At 69.5% G+C, this 15389-nt stretch carries 15 protein-coding genes; 6 read left to right on the top strand and 9 right to left on the bottom strand.

What is annotated here, in order from left to right:
- The first annotated feature begins 62 nt into the window (after window positions 1–62).
- Window positions 63–1418 carry a threonine ammonia-lyase IlvA gene (ilvA, locus tag ABH933_RS03060; protein ID WP_429414916.1) on the top strand — a complete coding sequence of 452 codons (1356 nt, stop codon included), beginning with the start codon at window positions 63–65 and terminating at the stop codon, window positions 1416–1418.
- A gap of 172 nt (window positions 1419–1590) precedes the next feature.
- Here the strand turns inward: ilvA and ABH933_RS03055 are convergent, their stop codons facing one another.
- On the bottom strand, window positions 1591–2859 hold the full coding sequence (locus tag ABH933_RS03055) for a serine hydrolase domain-containing protein (protein ID WP_429414914.1): 1269 nt from the start codon (window positions 2857–2859) through the stop codon (window positions 1591–1593).
- 431 nt (window positions 2860–3290) lie between these two features.
- On the opposite strand from ABH933_RS03055, the gene ABH933_RS03050 reads away from it, so the two are divergent.
- Together ABH933_RS03050 and ABH933_RS03045 are read left to right on the top strand one after the other, a co-directional pair.
- Window positions 3291–4055, top strand: a complete 765-nt coding sequence (locus tag ABH933_RS03050; protein WP_429414911.1) for a class I SAM-dependent methyltransferase — start codon at window positions 3291–3293, stop codon at window positions 4053–4055.
- A gap of 459 nt (window positions 4056–4514) precedes the next feature.
- A complete protein-coding gene (locus ABH933_RS03045) occupies window positions 4515–4643 on the top strand; it encodes a hypothetical protein (protein WP_429414908.1) in 129 nt (42 codons plus the stop codon).
- Window positions 4644–4677: 34 nt separating this feature from the next.
- Here the strand turns inward: ABH933_RS03045 and treZ are convergent, their stop codons facing one another.
- A complete protein-coding gene (gene treZ, locus ABH933_RS03040; protein WP_429414905.1) occupies window positions 4678–6417 on the bottom strand; it encodes a malto-oligosyltrehalose trehalohydrolase in 1740 nt (579 codons plus the stop codon).
- A gap of 211 nt (window positions 6418–6628) precedes the next feature.
- Between treZ and ABH933_RS03035 the strand changes: the two genes are divergently transcribed.
- Window positions 6629–7246: a class I SAM-dependent methyltransferase gene (locus ABH933_RS03035; RefSeq protein ID WP_429414902.1), complete on the top strand. Its 618-nt coding sequence runs from the start codon at window positions 6629–6631 to the stop codon at window positions 7244–7246.
- A gap of 13 nt (window positions 7247–7259) precedes the next feature.
- On the opposite strand, the gene ABH933_RS03030 is transcribed toward ABH933_RS03035, so the two are convergent.
- Complete coding sequence (locus ABH933_RS03030) at window positions 7260–7979, bottom strand: response regulator (RefSeq protein WP_429414900.1); 720 nt, start codon at window positions 7977–7979, stop codon at window positions 7260–7262.
- A complete protein-coding gene (locus ABH933_RS03025) occupies window positions 7976–9754 on the bottom strand; it encodes an ATP-binding protein (protein WP_429454917.1) in 1779 nt (592 codons plus the stop codon). Before ABH933_RS03025 ends, ABH933_RS03030 begins: the two co-directional genes overlap by 4 nt.
- A gap of 418 nt (window positions 9755–10172) precedes the next feature.
- On the opposite strand from ABH933_RS03025, the gene ABH933_RS03020 reads away from it, so the two are divergent.
- A complete protein-coding gene (locus tag ABH933_RS03020; protein WP_429414894.1) occupies window positions 10173–11438 on the top strand; it encodes an SLC13 family permease in 1266 nt (421 codons plus the stop codon).
- A 50-nt stretch (window positions 11439–11488) separates the two neighbouring features.
- Here the strand turns inward: ABH933_RS03020 and ABH933_RS03015 are convergent, their stop codons facing one another.
- The 4 genes from ABH933_RS03015 to ABH933_RS03000 form a co-directional block, all read right to left on the bottom strand.
- Window positions 11489–11887, bottom strand: coding sequence for a VOC family protein (locus tag ABH933_RS03015; protein ID WP_429414891.1), 399 nt, complete (start codon window positions 11885–11887; stop codon window positions 11489–11491).
- A gap of 106 nt (window positions 11888–11993) precedes the next feature.
- Entirely contained in the window at window positions 11994–12353 is a 360-nt protein-coding gene (locus ABH933_RS03010) for a hypothetical protein (RefSeq protein ID WP_429414888.1), read from the bottom strand.
- Window positions 12350–12523: a hypothetical protein gene (locus ABH933_RS03005; RefSeq protein WP_429414885.1), complete on the bottom strand. Its 174-nt coding sequence runs from the start codon at window positions 12521–12523 to the stop codon at window positions 12350–12352. The genes ABH933_RS03010 and ABH933_RS03005 overlap by 4 nt, the downstream gene beginning before the upstream one ends.
- 198 nt (window positions 12524–12721) lie before the next feature.
- Complete coding sequence (locus tag ABH933_RS03000; protein ID WP_429414882.1) at window positions 12722–13303, bottom strand: TetR/AcrR family transcriptional regulator; 582 nt, start codon at window positions 13301–13303, stop codon at window positions 12722–12724.
- A gap of 117 nt (window positions 13304–13420) precedes the next feature.
- On the opposite strand from ABH933_RS03000, the gene ABH933_RS02995 reads away from it, so the two are divergent.
- A complete protein-coding gene (locus tag ABH933_RS02995) occupies window positions 13421–14467 on the top strand; it encodes a beta-ketoacyl-ACP synthase III (RefSeq protein ID WP_429414879.1) in 1047 nt (348 codons plus the stop codon).
- Window positions 14468–14503: 36 nt separating this feature from the next.
- Here the strand turns inward: ABH933_RS02995 and ABH933_RS02990 are convergent, their stop codons facing one another.
- A complete protein-coding gene (locus ABH933_RS02990; RefSeq protein WP_429414876.1) occupies window positions 14504–15322 on the bottom strand; it encodes a PhzF family phenazine biosynthesis protein in 819 nt (272 codons plus the stop codon).
- Between the last annotated feature and the right edge of the window lie 67 nt (window positions 15323–15389).

Below are 15389 nucleotides of genomic sequence, written 5' to 3'. Positions count from 1 at the left end.
CGACGAGCCGGAATGGTCATACTGGCCGATCAGCCGCGCTGCCGCCCGGCTAGCATGTTCGCGTGTCCAATCCCCTTGATGTCGCAGAGAAACTGTCCGGTCCATCGCCCGTGCTGAGCGCGGACGAGATCGATGCAGCGGCCAAGCGAATTTCGGGGATTATCGAGCCGACGCCGTTACAACGCGTCGAGCGGCTGTCGGGGTTGTCCGGGGCGGAGGTCTACGTCAAGCGCGAGGATCTCACCGCGGTGCGCTCGTACAAGCTGCGCGGCGCATACAACCTGATTGTGCAGCTCACCGAGGCCGAGCGGGCCGCGGGCGTGGTGACCGCCAGCGCCGGAAACCACGCGCAGGGCGTGGCGTACGCCTGCCGCGCGATGGGAATCCGCGGCCGCATCTACGTCCCGACCACGACACCCAAACAGAAGCGGGACCGGATCCGTGCACACGGCGGGGATTTCGTGGAACTGCTCGCGGTGGGCGACACCTTCGACGCGGCCGCGGAGGCCGCGGCCGCCGATGTCGCGCGCACCGGTGCCACGATGGTGCCGCCCTTCGACGATCCGCGTACCGCGGCCGGGCAGGGCACCATCGCCGCGGAAATTCTCGAGCAGCTCGGGCACGCACCCGATCTGGTGATCGTTCCCGTCGGCGGCGGCGGCTGCCTCGCCGGTATCGGCACCTACCTGCGCGAACGGTCGCCCGGCACCGCGATCCTGGCGGTGGAACCGGCGGGTGCCGCGTCCCTGACCGCCGCGCTGGTCGCGGGCGGGCCGGTGACACTGCCGCAGATCGATCCCTTCGTGGACGGCGCGGCGGTGCGGCGGATCGGCGATCTGCCCTACACCACGGTCGCGGGCTTCGGCGGGCAGGTCATCTCGCACGCGTCGCTGCCGCTGCTGACCGCGACCGAATCCCCCAGGGGCGCAGGATCTTTCCGCGTGATGCTGGTGGACGAGGGCGCGATCTGCACCGCGATGCTGGAGCTGTATCAGAACGAGGGGATCATCGCCGAGCCCGCGGGGGCGCTCGCGGTCGCAGCGCTGGCCGATGTCGGCGTGGAGCCGGGCTCGACGGTGGTGTGCCTGCTCTCGGGCGGCAACAACGACGTGTCCCGGTACGGCGAGGTGATCGAGCGCTCGCTGGTGCATCAGGGCCTGAAGCACTATTTCCTGGTGGACTTCCCGCAGGAACCCGGCGCGCTGCGCCGCTTCCTGGACGAGGTCCTCGGCCCGGACGACGATGTCACGCTGTTCGAATACGTCAAGCGCAACAACCGCGAGACCGGCGCCGCCCTGGTCGGCATCGAACTGGGCGCCCCTGCCGATCTGGAACCCCTGCTCGAGCGCATGCGGGAATCGCCCCTGCAGTGCGAGCGCCTGGATCCGGGATCTCCGGCCTACCGCTACCTCACCTGACGATGTGTGCCGGGTTCCCGTCCCTCCGGACCGGAACCCGTCACGGCAGATCTTGCGCTCGTCGTCTCGGCCACGTTCACGATGTGGTACATCCCCGATGAGGCCATCTCGAGCGGCACCCGCGGCCCGAGATGGCGGGGTGCCCGCCGCGCGACTCGCCGCGGGAGCGGGCCTAGGCGGCGCGGCGGGGGGCTGCTGGTGCGCAGCGGACGGTGGCGCGGGCGCCGCGCACGACCAGGGGCAGGATCCAGGTGGAGGCGATCTGGTCCCAGGCGAAGGTGCCCATGTCCAGGCGGTTGTGCACGAATCCGACCGACAGGCCCAGCTGCGGCTCGGCCCAGCCGAACGAGCCGCCCAGCCCGATGTGCCCGAAGCCGGTGCGCGAGCCCCCGGCCGGCATCGAGTGATAGCCCAGGTGCCACATCATCGGCATGTAGAACAGGGTGTGGTCGAGGCGGTAGGTCTCCACCCGGCGCAGCGCGGCGGCCGTGCGCGCCGAGAGATAGCGACGGTTCGACACCATCCCGCCGCAGGCCAGGGCGCCGTACAGGGTGGCGAGGGCGGGGGCGGTGCACACGCCGTTGCCCGCACCCAGTTCGGTGTCCAGGATCGGCGGATCGTCCCCCTCCAGGATGGTCTCGACACCGGGCAGGAACAGAGCGCGCGCCGCAGCACCGACAGGGCCGGGAATGCCGTAGGCGTGGCCCAGGAACATCGCCCCGATCGGCGCCCGGACCGCGGCCAGCCGCGAACCCCGCAGCGGCGCAACGACCGTCGGCGACCCGGCCGGCGGGCGACCCAGGTGAATACCGTCGACGCCGAGCGGCTCGGCCACCTCGGTGCGGAACAACTCGGCCATGCTCGCGCCGGTGATCGCACGCACCAGCCCCGCCAGCAGCCACCCGTAGGTGAGCGCGTGATAGGCGGGAACGCCCAGCAGCCGGTCGGGCGTCGCGGCGGCGAGGCGCTGCTCCATCAGCCGGTGGTCCAGCACATCGTCGGCCCCGGCCGCGATCGCGGGTAGCGACGACAGCCCGGCCCGATGGGTGAGCAACCGGCGCACCGTGATCCGGTCCTTGCCCGCAGCACCGAAATCCGGCCAGTACGCGGCGACCGGCGCGTCGTAGTCGAGCAGCCCCCGATCGGCGAGCCGGTGCACGACCGTGGAGGCGACGCCCTTGGTCGCGGAGAACACGATGGCGCCGGTATCCCGCGTCCACGCGGTCGCAGCGGCGGTTGCGGTGGCTGGGGACGCCTCCCCGATCCAGATGTCGACCAGCGGCTCGCCGTGCCGGAACACCGCCAGCCCTCCCCCGGCCCCGGGCCGATCCCCGACGAACCTGGCGAATGCCCGCACCAGCGGCCCGAACTCGGCGGCGGCGGACCCGCCCATGCCGGCGGGAAGGGTCGCCGGACCGGAAGAGAAAGCGTCGTTGCTCACATATCCACGGTACGGGCGTGCCGGAATCCCGGCACGGGCATCGGTGATATCGCCTACCAGTCGTGACACAACGAATGCCTCGGCCCGACTCGCCAGGCCGTCGTCATCGCGGGCCACGCCGGGACCGCACTGCCGGGACGGCTTTCACCAGCGCCGTCAGCACGTGAACGTCGTGGACGTTGGCGGCCGAGCGGCCACGGTCATACTCTGGCGAAGGTCCCTTAGCCGGCCGCAGGCGGTCGGTCTGCGGATGCCGGTGTGCGCCAAGCGAACCAGCCGACCAGCAACTCACGCACCAGCAGGAGGGTCCATCGATCACCGATCATCTCGATTCCCGCCGACACCGGGCAGTATTCGATCTCGCGCCGCATCCACACCCCAGTCCAGTTCTTGTACCGGTCACGAAGCTACCGGCGCGGCAGGCTGGTGTCATGACCACCGCCGCGGAACATTACGACCATCTGCTCGCCCCGCACTACACATGGATGCTGGGCGGTGACATCGATGCGACCGTCACGGCACAGGTCGACCTCCTGCACAGGCTGGGGCTCACCGTATGTGCCGAGGACCAGGCGGCGGCCGTGGACCTCGGCTGCGGCCCCGGACCGCAGACCCTGGCGCTGGTTCGGCTCGGTTACGCGTCGGTGATCGCTGTCGATACCAGTGCCGTTCTCCTGGCCGAACTTCGGAATCACGCCAATCGTCACGGTGTGAACCGGGTCGTGCGCCCCCTCCGTGCGGATCTGCGCGGCGCTCTGTCCAGCCACGCCACGCCCGGCTCGGTCTCGACCGTGGTCTGCATGGGCGACACCCTGCCGCACCTGCCGAGCCGCGCCGACGTGCAGCGGCTGATCACCGACGTCGCCTTGGCATTGCGCTCGGGCGGCAGCTTCGTCGTCACCTACCGCGATTTGACCGCCGAACGCCGCGGTACCGACCGGTTCATCCCGGTCCGCCACACCGACGACCAGATCCTCACCTGCTTCCTCGACTATGTCGACCAGGACACGGTGATGGTCCACGACCTCCTGCACACTCGCCTCGACGGGACATGGCACTTGTACACCGGTCGCTATCCGAAACTCCGGCTGCCGCACCAATGGCTGGCCGATCAATGCCGCACCGCCGGACTGGATGTGCGGCATACCGAAACAACCCCGCACGGCCTGCAAATCCTGCACACCGTCAAACCCTGATCCCCCAGCGCCTTTGCCCGACTGGCGGTGCCGCCGAAGTTCGTGAACAAGTCCGATCCCAGCGGCGCGATCCGAGTGCCATCAGCCATCCGGCTCGGCTTCCGAGGAACAGCGGTCTGGATCGCCGTCGGACGCCCAGCAGACACAGGCCCGGCAACAAGCTTCTGGCTGGGCACCGAGGACGTCATGGTCGTCTTCACCCCGGAAATGAACTCGCAGATAGGAATCCCGGAAATCCACTGAGCCTCCGGCCGCCCGACCGGAACAGCGCCCGTCCAAGCTACCGTCCCCCGGACGGCGCGACGTATTGCAAGCACTCGCCGAATTCGGCTGGGAGGAAAACGATTCGGCCGATATCAGATTGCTGCGGTGATTGATTCGGGCCAAACAACAATTGAGCCAGCGCTTCGGCACCGCACACTGGTATAGCCACAGCAACGACGGTCACGGTTGGCATTTATGCAGCTCGACCTGCTGTCCTACCGCGAAATCTCCGACTGCCCGACCGATCAGGAATGGATCGAGATAGTTGTGCCAGAACAGGTCGTCGGCTGCATCATCAGTTCTGCAGCGGGGCGAGCTCGATGATCTCGATGCATCCGTCCGGTGTGCGTCGCGAATGTCAGTGTGGCAGTGGTGCAGCGGTCGCCAGGACTGCGAACGAGTGGGCAGGCACAGTGGTATGACCGGGGTGTTGGTCGATCGGCGACCAGGCCAGTAGCGGGGTTCCGGTGATCGGGATGTCTACCGGATGGTCCGCTAGGTTGCATGCGATGTGAACATCGTTGCGGTGCAGGATGATCCAGCGGGCATCTTCGTCGTATTCGACGGCGAGGCGGTTCAGGCGGGGATCGGCGAGGCCGGGGTGGGTGCGGTGCAGAGAGATCAGCGCGCGGTAGCAGGCCAGTAGGCGCGCGCGCGAGGGGCTCTCCCGTTCGGACCAGTCCAGTTTCGAGCGCTCGAACGTGGCCGGGTCCTGGGGGTCGGGGATGTCGGTGGCGGGCCAGCCGTGATCGGCGAATTCGGCCCTGCGACCGGCGGCGACCGCGGCCGCCAGCTCCGGTTCGGGGTGGGAGGTGAAGTACTGGAACGGGGTTCGCGCACCCCACTCCTCGCCCATGAACAGCATCGGCGTGTACGGGGAGCCCAGTATCAGTGCCGCCTTCACCGCGAGCTGACCATCGGAGAGGTAGGCCGACGGGCGATCGCCGAGGGCGCGATTGCCGATCTGATCGTGGGTGCATGTGTACGCGAGCAGGGCACTTCCCGGCACCACCGCTGTGTCCAGCGGGCGGCCGTGCACGCGGCCGCGGAAGCTGGAATAGGTTCCGGCGTGAAAGAATCCGTGGCACAGCGTGTCGGCCAGGCAGCGCAGCGAACCGAAATCCGCGTAGTAGCCCTGCCTCTCGCCCGATACGGCGGTGTGCACGGCGTGATGCAGGTCGTCGTTCCATTGGCCCTGCAACCCGTACCCGCCGGCCGCGCGCGGGGTGATCAGGCGCGGATCGTTCAGGTCGCTCTCGGCGATCAGGGTCAGCGGGCGCCCCAGCCGCGCGGACAGCGCCTCGGTCTCGGCCGCCAGTTCCTCCAGCAGCCCGATCGCGCGGCGGTCCACCAGGGCGTGCACCGCGTCCAAGCGCAGTGCGTCGACACGGAATTCGCCGAACCACCGCAGCGCATTGCCGATGATGAAGGCGCGCACCTCATCCGAGCCGGGGCCGTCCAGATTCACACTCTGCCCCCAGGTGTTGCGCCCCTCGCTCAGATACGGCCCGAACCGCGGCAGATAATTGCCGGACGGCCCGAGATGGTTGTAGACCACATCGAGCGCCACCGCCAAACCCCTTGCGTGGCAGGCATTCACGAAACGCTGCAGGCCGTCCGGCCCGCCGTATGCCTCGTGCACCGCATACCACAGCACCCCGTCGTAGCCCCAGTTCCACACCCCGTTGAAGGCGTTGACCGGCATCAGCTCCACCGTGGTGACGCCGAGGCCGACCAGAAGATCGAGCCGGTCGATCGCGGCGTCGAAGGTCCCCTCCGGGGTGAAGGTCCCGATGTGCAATTCGTAGAACACCGACCCCGCGAGCTGCCGCCCGGTCCATCCGGAATCGGTCCACCGCGCCGGATCCGGCGCGAATACCGCCGATCGCCCGTGCACCCCGTCCGGCTGCCGGGGCGAGCGCGGATCCGGCAGCACCGCCGGATCGTCGTCGAGCGCGAATCCGTATCGCGCGCCGGGCCCGGCCGCGAGATCGGCCCGCCACCACCCGCCCGCGCCCGCGGCCATCGGATGCATGCGCCCGTCCACTTCGACCCGCACCCGCCGCGCCCGCGGCGCCCACACCTCGAACAGCGTCACCGCCCCAGCATCGCACGGGGCAACCGCAGGGGGGCGTCCACGGCTCGGGCCCGCGTCCCGGCGGCGCCGCGTCGTCAGGCGATCGTCTCGTCAGGCGATCGTCTCGTCAGGCGATCGTCTCGGCAGGCGCGGGAGCACTCGCGCGCGCGTCGAGAAAGTTCAGGGTCGGCTCAGGGTGGTCCCCGGGCAGACGGCTTGGGACAGTGGAGGGGTGAGTATCTACAGCGAGCAGGTCTTGCCTCGGATCGTCAATATGGCCTGTGGGCGGGCGGAGCACGATCCGATCCGGCGGCGAACCGCTGCGGAGCTGCACGGCCGCGTGGTCGAGATCGGGTTCGGGTCGGGGCACAATGTGCCGTTCTATCCCGACGCGGTGGAGTCGGTGAGCGCGGTCGAACCGGCCGATCTCGGCTGGAAGCTGGCGAGCAAGCGGCTGGCCCGGGCCACCGTACCCGTGCTGCGGGCCGGGCTCGACGGGCAGCAGCTGCCGTTCGAGGACGACAGTTTCGATACCGCGCTATCGACCTGGACCATGTGCACGATCCCGGATATCGATGCCGCGCTGCGGGAGCTGCGGCGGGTCCTGATACCAGGCGGCACAGTGCATTTCGTCGAGCACGGCCTCGCCCCCGATGCGAAGGTCCAGACCTGGCAGCACCGCCTGGATCCGGTCCAGAGCACCCTGTTCGGCGGCTGCCACCTCGACCGCGACATCCGCGGCACGATCGAGCGCGCCGGATTCGAGATTCGTGACCTGGACACCTTTTATCAGCATCCCGGCCCGAAATTCGTCGCCGCGCTGAGCCTCGGGGTCGCCGTCTCGCCGTAACCGGGTCGTCGCGCTAGGTGCGCGAGTTCGTCCCGGCGACGGCCGCGTACTCCTGCTCGGGGCGCCCCGTACTGCCGTATCGCAATTGCATGCGCAGCGCGCCCGCGGCCACCAGGTTGGCAAGGTAGCGCTGGGCGGTGGCGCGGGAGACGCCGGTGGCGGCGGAGACCTCCGCCGCCGACAGCGCCGCCGGAGAATCCCGGACTGCCCGCAGCACCAGATCCTTCGTCGGCGAGCCCGATGCCGCCGCGGGTCCCGCCACGCCGGCGGGGCGCAGCGCCTCGAGCGCCGAGTCGATGTCGCGCGGCGTGACGACCGGCGCGGACAGCAGGCGGCGATATCGGGCGTAACCGGCCAGCCGGGCCGCCAGGGCGGCATGATCGAACGGCTTGACCAGGTAGGCGAGCGCGCCCGCGGACAACGCCGCGCGCACCGTCTCCGCCTCCGTCGCTGCCGTGAGCATCATGGCGTCGCAGCGGATCTCGCGCACCAGATCGACCCCGGAGCCGTCGGGCAGGTAGACATCGATCAGCGCCAGATCGAATGCGGCGTCGCCGCCTACCCCCGCCCCACCGCTCCGCTCGTCGGCGGCGAGTGCGGACCGCGCCGCGGCCAGCGTGTGCACCGTCGCCCCGACGGTGAAACCCGGTAGCGCCGAGACGATTCCGGCATGCAGGTTCGCCACCCGGAAATCGTCGTCGACCACGAGCACCGTCAGATCGGATGGGATCATGTCGTTCCTTCCACCAGCACCCCGGGCAACCGGGCAATGAATTCCGCACCGGGCAGGTCCGATTCACCCCCGCCGCGATTCGCCAGCACCACATCCCCGCCCAGGGCCCGGGCCACCTGCCGCGACAGCGCCAGGCCGACCCCGCGCCCGCCGGGTGCTCCGCCGTCCGGACGGGTCGAAACCCCTTCGGCGAAGATCGATTCCGCCAGCTCGGCGGCGACTCCCGCGCCGCTGTCGGCGACCGCGATGTGCAACGTCGAACCCTCCTGCACGAGTTCGACCTCGACCAGCGGTAATCCCTGATCGACGGTTGCGGTCGCCGCGTCGCGGAGCTCGCGCCCGCCGGGTCGCCGCCCGGTGTCCTGCGCCGCGACCGCCGCCGACGGCCCGTCGTTCCCCGCGGCATCCGGTGGGTCGGCGTGCACGGATGTCCCCGCGCCCGTTCGCGCCGCCTCGATGGCGTTGTCCAGCAGATTTCCCAGCACCGTCGTCACGTCCACGGGCACAACGAGATTCGCGTCCACCCAGGTATTGGGGCCCAGGCGCAGTTCCACGCCGCTCTCGCGGGCGTGCGCGGCCTTGGCGGCCAGGAATGCCTGCAGGTAGGGATCGCGCAGGGTGTCCATGCCGGGCAGGGCCGCGCCGAGCGGGCCCGAGCCGAGCAGCTCGTCGATGTACTGCGACGCCTCCTCCGCGCGACCCCCGTGCAGCAGGCCGCTGAGCAGATGCAGGCGATTAGCGAATTCGTGACGCTGGGCCCGCAGCACCGTGCTCATGGATTGCACCGCATCGAGCTGGCGGGTCAGCGATTCGACGTCGGTTCGGTCGCGCACGCTGAGCACCGCACCCAGCTCGCGTCCCTCGCGGCTGACCGTGCGCGCGGTGACGACCAGCAGGCGATCCCCGACCGCGGCCGCGACCGGCCGGGCCGTGGCGGCACGGAACACCTCGGTGATCCGCGGGGTCAGGCCGAGCTCGTCCAGGCTCGTCCCGGCAGCGCCCTCGATCCCCAGCAGCCGACGCGCCTCGTCGTTGACAACCGTTGCGCGCCATCGGGTGTCGACGGCGACGACGCCCTCGCCGATGCCGTGCAGCACCGCGGCCTGTTCGCGGACCAGCTCGGCCAGCTCCGGCGGCTGCAGGCCCAGGGTCAGCCCGTGCCAGCGGCGGGCCAGCGCCAGCGCGCCCAGCACGCCCGCCAGCAGCGCGAATCCGGCCAGTAGCCCGGCCCGCCGCAGATCCCGCAGCAGCTGGTCGTGCACCGCCGCGGTCGAGATGCCCACGCTCACCTCTCCCACGACACCGGTGCTATTCGGTTGTCGCACAGGAACTTTCGCGCGGACTGATTCGCCGAGGGTGCCCCGCTGCCGGATCACCACCTCCGCACCGTGCAGCGCCGCGGAGGGGTCGGTGCTGACCATCTCCCCCAGCCGGTCGAGCTGCGGGTGCGCTAGGCGGATTCCGTGGGAATCGGTGAGGACCACGTACAGTGCGTCGTTGCGCGCCCGGGCATCCTCGGCGAGCGTCTGCAGCCGCCCCTTTGCCAGCTCCTGATCCGATTCCGAGCCCGTCGGCAAATTAGCCAATGAGTAGCGAGCGACATCTTCGCGCACCTCGGGATCCGCCGCGACGGTGCGCGCGATCGCCAGCGCCCGCTGCCCGTACTCCTCGGACACGCGCTGCTCACTCACATACGCGAACACGCCGAACGCGATACCCAGCGCCAGCGCAACCAGCAGTACCTGCAGTAACACGATCTGTGTTCGCATCCGCACACCGCGGCCGAACACGTACATCGCCGTCCGTTCTACCATAACTGAGCAGAATGAGCACAAGAGCGCCGCTCGGACAGCCCATTCGCTCACCGGTAGCGATACGCGAAGAGACCGGAGTCGGGTCGGCGCTCGACACCGGGAAGGACCGGCCGGGCGTCGCCGCGCGCCGCGGGAACGACCACCCTGCACACAATGCACAGAACGCGGGAATTGCAGGTTGCGCGGGTTGTGCGCACAACCGCGCGCACTGTGATCCGAACCACCTACTGTCGCAACGCGGCCGCACACCGACGTGCGGCCACGAGGTTCAGGAGCCGGTCACGAGCAACCCACCGAATGGTTCGAACGTCTGTCAGTAACAAAGCAAGTCATCGCCGGGCATGTGTTCCGCTCGGTGGTTGTTTCAAGGAGTTGTTCAGTGACTATGACCCAGGGGCTGTCCCTCGCCCTGCTGGTGGTCGTGCTGGTGGTGGCCGTCTGGCGCCGGATGAACATCGGTGTTCTCGCCCTCGCGGCCGCGCTGCCGATCCTCGTCCTGTCCCATGTGACGGCCGCCAAAATGTACGCGTCCTTCCCCGGCGACCTGCTCGTGCTGATCGCCGGCGTCTCACTGCTCTTCGCGCACGTGGAGCGCAGCGGCGCGCTCAGCGCCGTGGTGGAGAAGGTCTACGCCACGGTCGGCGACCGGCAGCTGCTCGTGCCGTGGGTGGGCTTCGTGCTGGCCGCGGCGCTGTCCTCGGCCGGTGCGTTCTCCACCGCGCCGATCGCCTTCCTCGTGCCGGTGGTCGCGCACTTCGGCGTGCGGTACCGCAGTTCCTTCTACGTGTCGGAGCTGGCAGTGGTAATCGGCGCGAATTCCGCGGGACTGTCCCCGCTCAACCCGACCGGCGCCAGCGTGCTGACCGCGGCGAAGCGACTGCACGCCCACTATTCGACCTGGGGCCTGTGGGCCGTCTCGGTGCTCGTCGCGGCCCTGGTGGTGCTCGCGCTGCAGCTGCTGGACAGGCTCCGGCAGCGGCGCGGCGCGGCGCCGGTGACCCCGGCTCCCGCAGTGACCACACCGGGGCATGCCCCCGAAGGCGAGGCACCCGCGGTGTCGAAGGCATACCTGTGGTGTTCCGGGCTGGCGCTGCCGGTGTTCCTGGCGCTCGTGCTGTTCGCGAAGTGGGATGTCGGCCTCACCGCGATGGCGCTGGTTGCCCCGCTGCAGATCGCATTCCGGCCGCCGGAGCGCGCGATCCTGGACCGCGTACCGTGGCCGAGCATCCTGCTCCTGACCGGGCTGCTGACCTATCTCGGGCTCATGCAGAACATCGGCACGATGAAATCGATCGAGGGCCTGCTGCACCATCTGGGCACCGGCGTCGCACTCATCCTCGTCGTCGCCTACATGACCGCACTACTGTGCAATATCGAAAGCTCCACCCTCGGCGTGCTGAATCTGATGATGCCGCTGGTGTTCACGGCCTTCCTCGGATCCGGGCAGCTGTTCCTCATCGTGTGCGCGGTCTGCGTCCCTGCCGCGCTGACCGTGATGAACCCGGTGCACGTCGCGGGCACGCTGATCATCGCCAACAGCGCTCGGGAACAACAGAACACGCTGTTCCGCAGGCTCTTCGTGCTGTCGGTGTCGTTGTCGCTGATCGTGCCGGGCATCCTCGGACTCGTGGCCGCCGCGAGCTGAAAAGCACTGGGCCGCACCGCCGGTGAGGGGGTGCGGCCCGATGTGCCGAATCACTGTGCGGGCCAGCCCCCGTACGGGACGGTCAGCATCTCCAGGGCGTGTCCGCTGGGATCCAGGAAGTACACGCCCCGACCGCCGTCGTTGTGGTTGATCTCGTTCTCGTGCTGCTGGCGGGGATCAGCCCAGTAGGTCAGGTTCCGCTCGCGGATCTTCGCCAGGCCCGCGTCGAACTCCTGCTCCGACACCAGGAACGCGTAGTGCGCCCGCTGGATGTCGGTGACGTCCGGTGCGACATCGGCGAAGTCGAAGGTGACCCCGTTCGCCACCGTGACCGGGACGAACCGTCCGGTCTCCGCCCCGACCTCCAGACCGAGAATCTCCGCCCAGAACTCGGCGGACTTGTGGCTGTCGTGGCTGGCGACAATGGTGTGATTGAACTGTATGGACACTGCCCCGCGCTCCCTTCACCTCGCGTTTCGCTGTCCATTCCACTCTTGCAAGCTCGTGCGCCCCGCACCACCCTGAGCCGCCCCGGAAATGTCCCGGATATTGCCCCTACGCCGGCGCCGCCTCGATGAACTGGAACACGCTGTTGAGCCCGTGGCCCGTGAACAGCATCTTGACGATGACCACGCCCATCGCCTCGAGATGGCGGGCCTGGCGCAGGTCACCGATGTCCAGGGCGCTGGCGCCCAGATCGGTGATCAGCGGCTCCACCAGCTTCTTCGCCGCGTCCTCCCCGCAGAACGGCACGGCCAGCGGGCGTCCGTCATAGCTGACCGGATCCAGCTCCCAGACGGTGTAGGCAGCGAGATTGAACGCCTTGACGACGCGGCTGCCGGTCGCGATCGCCTCGGCATGCTCGGCGAAAGACTTTCCCTCCCAGGTCATCAGGGAGAAATCCGCGGTGTTCACGGCATTGCCGCAGTCGATGACGACCTTGCCGGACAGGCTGCCCTCGCGCGCGCCGCCTCCAGCGCGGACTCCACGGCGTCCTTCTTCACGCCGAACAGCACGACGTCCCCGAATTCGGCAGCCTCGGACAGGCTTCCGCTGCCGGCCGCACCGATCGTGCCGATCTTCATCCCATGTCCTCCGCTGTGCTGCCGCATCGTCCCAGGACGCGGCCGGGCTCGGACGCCGACGCGGCGCCCACGCCAACGCCAACGCTACGACAGCCGGGCGACGCGCGACGCGCAATTTCGGCCGGACACCGGCCGTCCGAGCCGGGTGCGACCGACCGGCGCGGCGCGGCCACGCGCACGGCGAGCCCCGTGCCCGCGTCAGCGTTGCGGCAGGTAGTGCCGCAGCAGCACCGTCAACTGGGCGCGCGCGTCGTCGAACGGGTGCAGGGATTTCAGCGCGCGGCTCTGCACGATCGCGCCCTCCACCACCGACAGCAGCAGCCCCGCGACCGAACACGCGGTGCCCTGGTCCAGCCCCGCGGCGACCATGCCGTCCGCGAGCCTCGCGGTCCACTCGGCGAAGGCCTGGCCCGCGGTGGACTGCACCGTCGGATTCATCTCGTCCAGCGCGGCGGCCATCATGAACGACCCCTCGCGGTAGTCGCTGGATTCGAGCGGGGCGCGCCAGAAGGCCAGGAACTCGTCGAGCCAGCGCTCGACCGTCGGCGCGCCCGCCAGCGCGTCGGACATCCTCGCGATATGCGAGTACACGACCCGGGCGACGATCCTGGCTGCGGTCTCCACCAACTCCCCCTTTCCGGACGGAAAGTGCTGATAGAGCGAATTGCGTGAGGCATTACTGCGTTTGAGCAGCTCACTCAGGCCCGCCGCGTGCACACCGTGCTCCTGCACCGTGGTGATGGTGCTGGCGATCAACCGTGCGCGCGGTCCCGCTGCCATGGGGTACTCCTCCTGATGCCCTGACCCGTCACCGATTCGACTCTTGCTTGAACCGATCGGTTCATGTTAAACGTTAATCCTGTGAACCGATTGGTTCACGAGGAACGAAGGACCCGCATGCCCGCGCAGATCGCCACCGCCGCCCCCGTCGCCCATGCCGCTGCCCTCGGTATCGGCGCGTACCGGCCCCGCCGGATCGTCCCCAATGCGGAGATCGTCGACCGGATCGACTCGTCCGACGAGTGGATCCGCACCCGCTCGGGCATCGCCGAGCGCCGCTGGGCCGAGCCCGACGAGACCATCGTGTCCATGAGCACCATCGCCGCGCGCCGCGCGCTGGCGGCGGCGAATCTGACCGCCCAGCAGGTCGACGCGGTGGTCCTGGCCACCTCGTCGCAGATGGTGCTGGGTCCCTCGGCGGGTGCGGTCGTGGCGACCGAGCTCGGCATGCACGACACCGCCGCGTTCGACATCTCGGCCGGCTGCGCGGGCTTCTGCTACGCCCTGGCCAATGCGGCGACCCTGGTGCGCGCGGGTCAGGCTCGCCATGTGCTGGTGATCGGGGTCGAGCGCCTGTCGGATCTGCTCGATCCGACCGACCGCACGTGCGCGTTCATCTTCGCCGACGGCGCGGGCGCGGTGGTCGTCGGCCCGTCGGAGACCGAGGGCATCGGCCCGGTCGCGTGGGGTTCGGACGGCAGCCAGACCGCGGCGATCAAGCAGGACAAGGACTTTCAGCAGTACTTCGCCGAGGTTGCGGCGGCCGAGGCGAGCGGCGGCACCTCCGAGCGGCCGTACATCAGAATGAACGGAACCGCCGTATTCCGCTGGGCCGTCACCTTTCTGGAGAAGGCGTGCCGCGACGCGCTGAACCAGGCCGGGGTCACCGTCGAGGACCTGGATGCCTTCGTCCCGCACCAGGCCAACAGCCGCATCACCGACGCGCTGGTCAAGGCGCTGCACATGCCGGAATCCGTCGCCGTCGCCCGCGATATCGTCGAGACCGGCAACACCAGCGCCGCCTCCATCCCGATGGCCATGGAGCAGCTCCTGCGGTCGGGCGCCGCGAAACCCGGCGACACCACCCTGCTGCTCGGCTTCGGTGCGGGCCTGGCCTACGCGGGCCAGGTGGTGACGCTCCCGGCCATCGCTCCGCAGGACTGACCGCGCCGGCGGACCGGGCCCATCGATCGGCCCGGCTCAGTCCGGCAGCGTCACGACGCCGTCGAGGTACCGGCGGCAGCGTCCCAGCAGCAGCACCCGGTTGCCGTCCAGCACGCAGCGCAGCGCGCCGCCGCGGCGGGAGAGCTGACGGGCGCGCAGATCGTTGTGCCCGAGCTCTGCGGCCCACAGCGGGGTGAGCTGGGCGTGCGCCGAACCGGTGACCGGATCCTCCGGAATGCCGAGATCCGGCGCGAAGACGCGGGAGACGAAATCGACCGAATCGCCCCGCGCGGTGAGGATCACCGCGCGCGGCACCTTCGGAAACGCCCCGAGATCCGGCCGGGCCTCGCGGACCTCCCGCTCGGTGGCCACGACGATCACCTCGCCCTGCCCGGTCACCGCGCGGATCGGGTGCACGCCCAGGGCGGCGACCAGCACCGGATCCGGTATCACGTCCAGGGATTCGGCCAGCGGCAGATCCAGCACCAGTTCGTCGTCGTCGGTGCGGTCCACCGCGAGCCAGCCGCTGCGCGTGAAGAACTGCACGCGGTCCAGGCCCGGATGAATGTCCTCGAGCAGATGCGCGGCGGTCGCCAGCGTCGCGTGGCCGCACAGGTCGACCTCCGTGGCGGGGGTGAACCAGCGCAGGTGGTACGCGGGGCCCTCGCCCGGCGGGTCACCTGCCTCGAGTGGCAGAGCCGCAGTGTAGAAAGCGGTTTCGGCGAGATTGTTCTCCTCGGCGAGTTGCTGCAGCAGCCCGTCCGGCAGCCAGGACAGCAACGGCATGACCGCCGCCGGATTGCCGGTGAACGGGCCGTCGGCGAACGCGTCGATCTGATGCAGCAGCACCTCCATACTGCCGAAGGTACCCGCGTGCAATCGACACGCGATACAACGGGCGTACGGCGCGCCAAAGCAGGTG

It is taken from the genome of Nocardia sp. GP40 (assembly GCF_050434125.1).
GTDB classification, from domain to species: domain Bacteria; phylum Actinomycetota; class Actinomycetes; order Mycobacteriales; family Mycobacteriaceae; genus Nocardia; species Nocardia albiluteola.
Note: the sequence above shows the minus strand (reverse complement) of the source record. Positions and strands in the feature narration are given on the sequence as shown.

Coding starts and splice junctions, on each gene's coding strand:
- ABH933_RS03050 (WP_429414911.1), top strand. CDS start 3,291: ATGACCACCGCCGCGGAACATTACGACCATCTGCTCGCCCCGCACTAC.
- ABH933_RS03045 (WP_429414908.1), top strand. CDS start 4,515: ATGCAGCTCGACCTGCTGTCCTACCGCGAAATCTCCGACTGCCCGACC.
- ABH933_RS03030 (WP_429414900.1), bottom strand. CDS start 7,979: ATGATCCCATCCGATCTGACGGTGCTCGTGGTCGACGACGATTTCCGG.
- ABH933_RS03005 (WP_429414885.1), bottom strand. CDS start 12,523: ATGAAGATCGGCACGATCGGTGCGGCCGGCAGCGGAAGCCTGTCCGAG.
- ABH933_RS03000 (WP_429414882.1), bottom strand. CDS start 13,303: ATGGCAGCGGGACCGCGCGCACGGTTGATCGCCAGCACCATCACCACG.
- ABH933_RS02995 (WP_429414879.1), top strand. CDS start 13,421: ATGCCCGCGCAGATCGCCACCGCCGCCCCCGTCGCCCATGCCGCTGCC.
- ABH933_RS02990 (WP_429414876.1), bottom strand. CDS start 15,322: ATGGAGGTGCTGCTGCATCAGATCGACGCGTTCGCCGACGGCCCGTTC.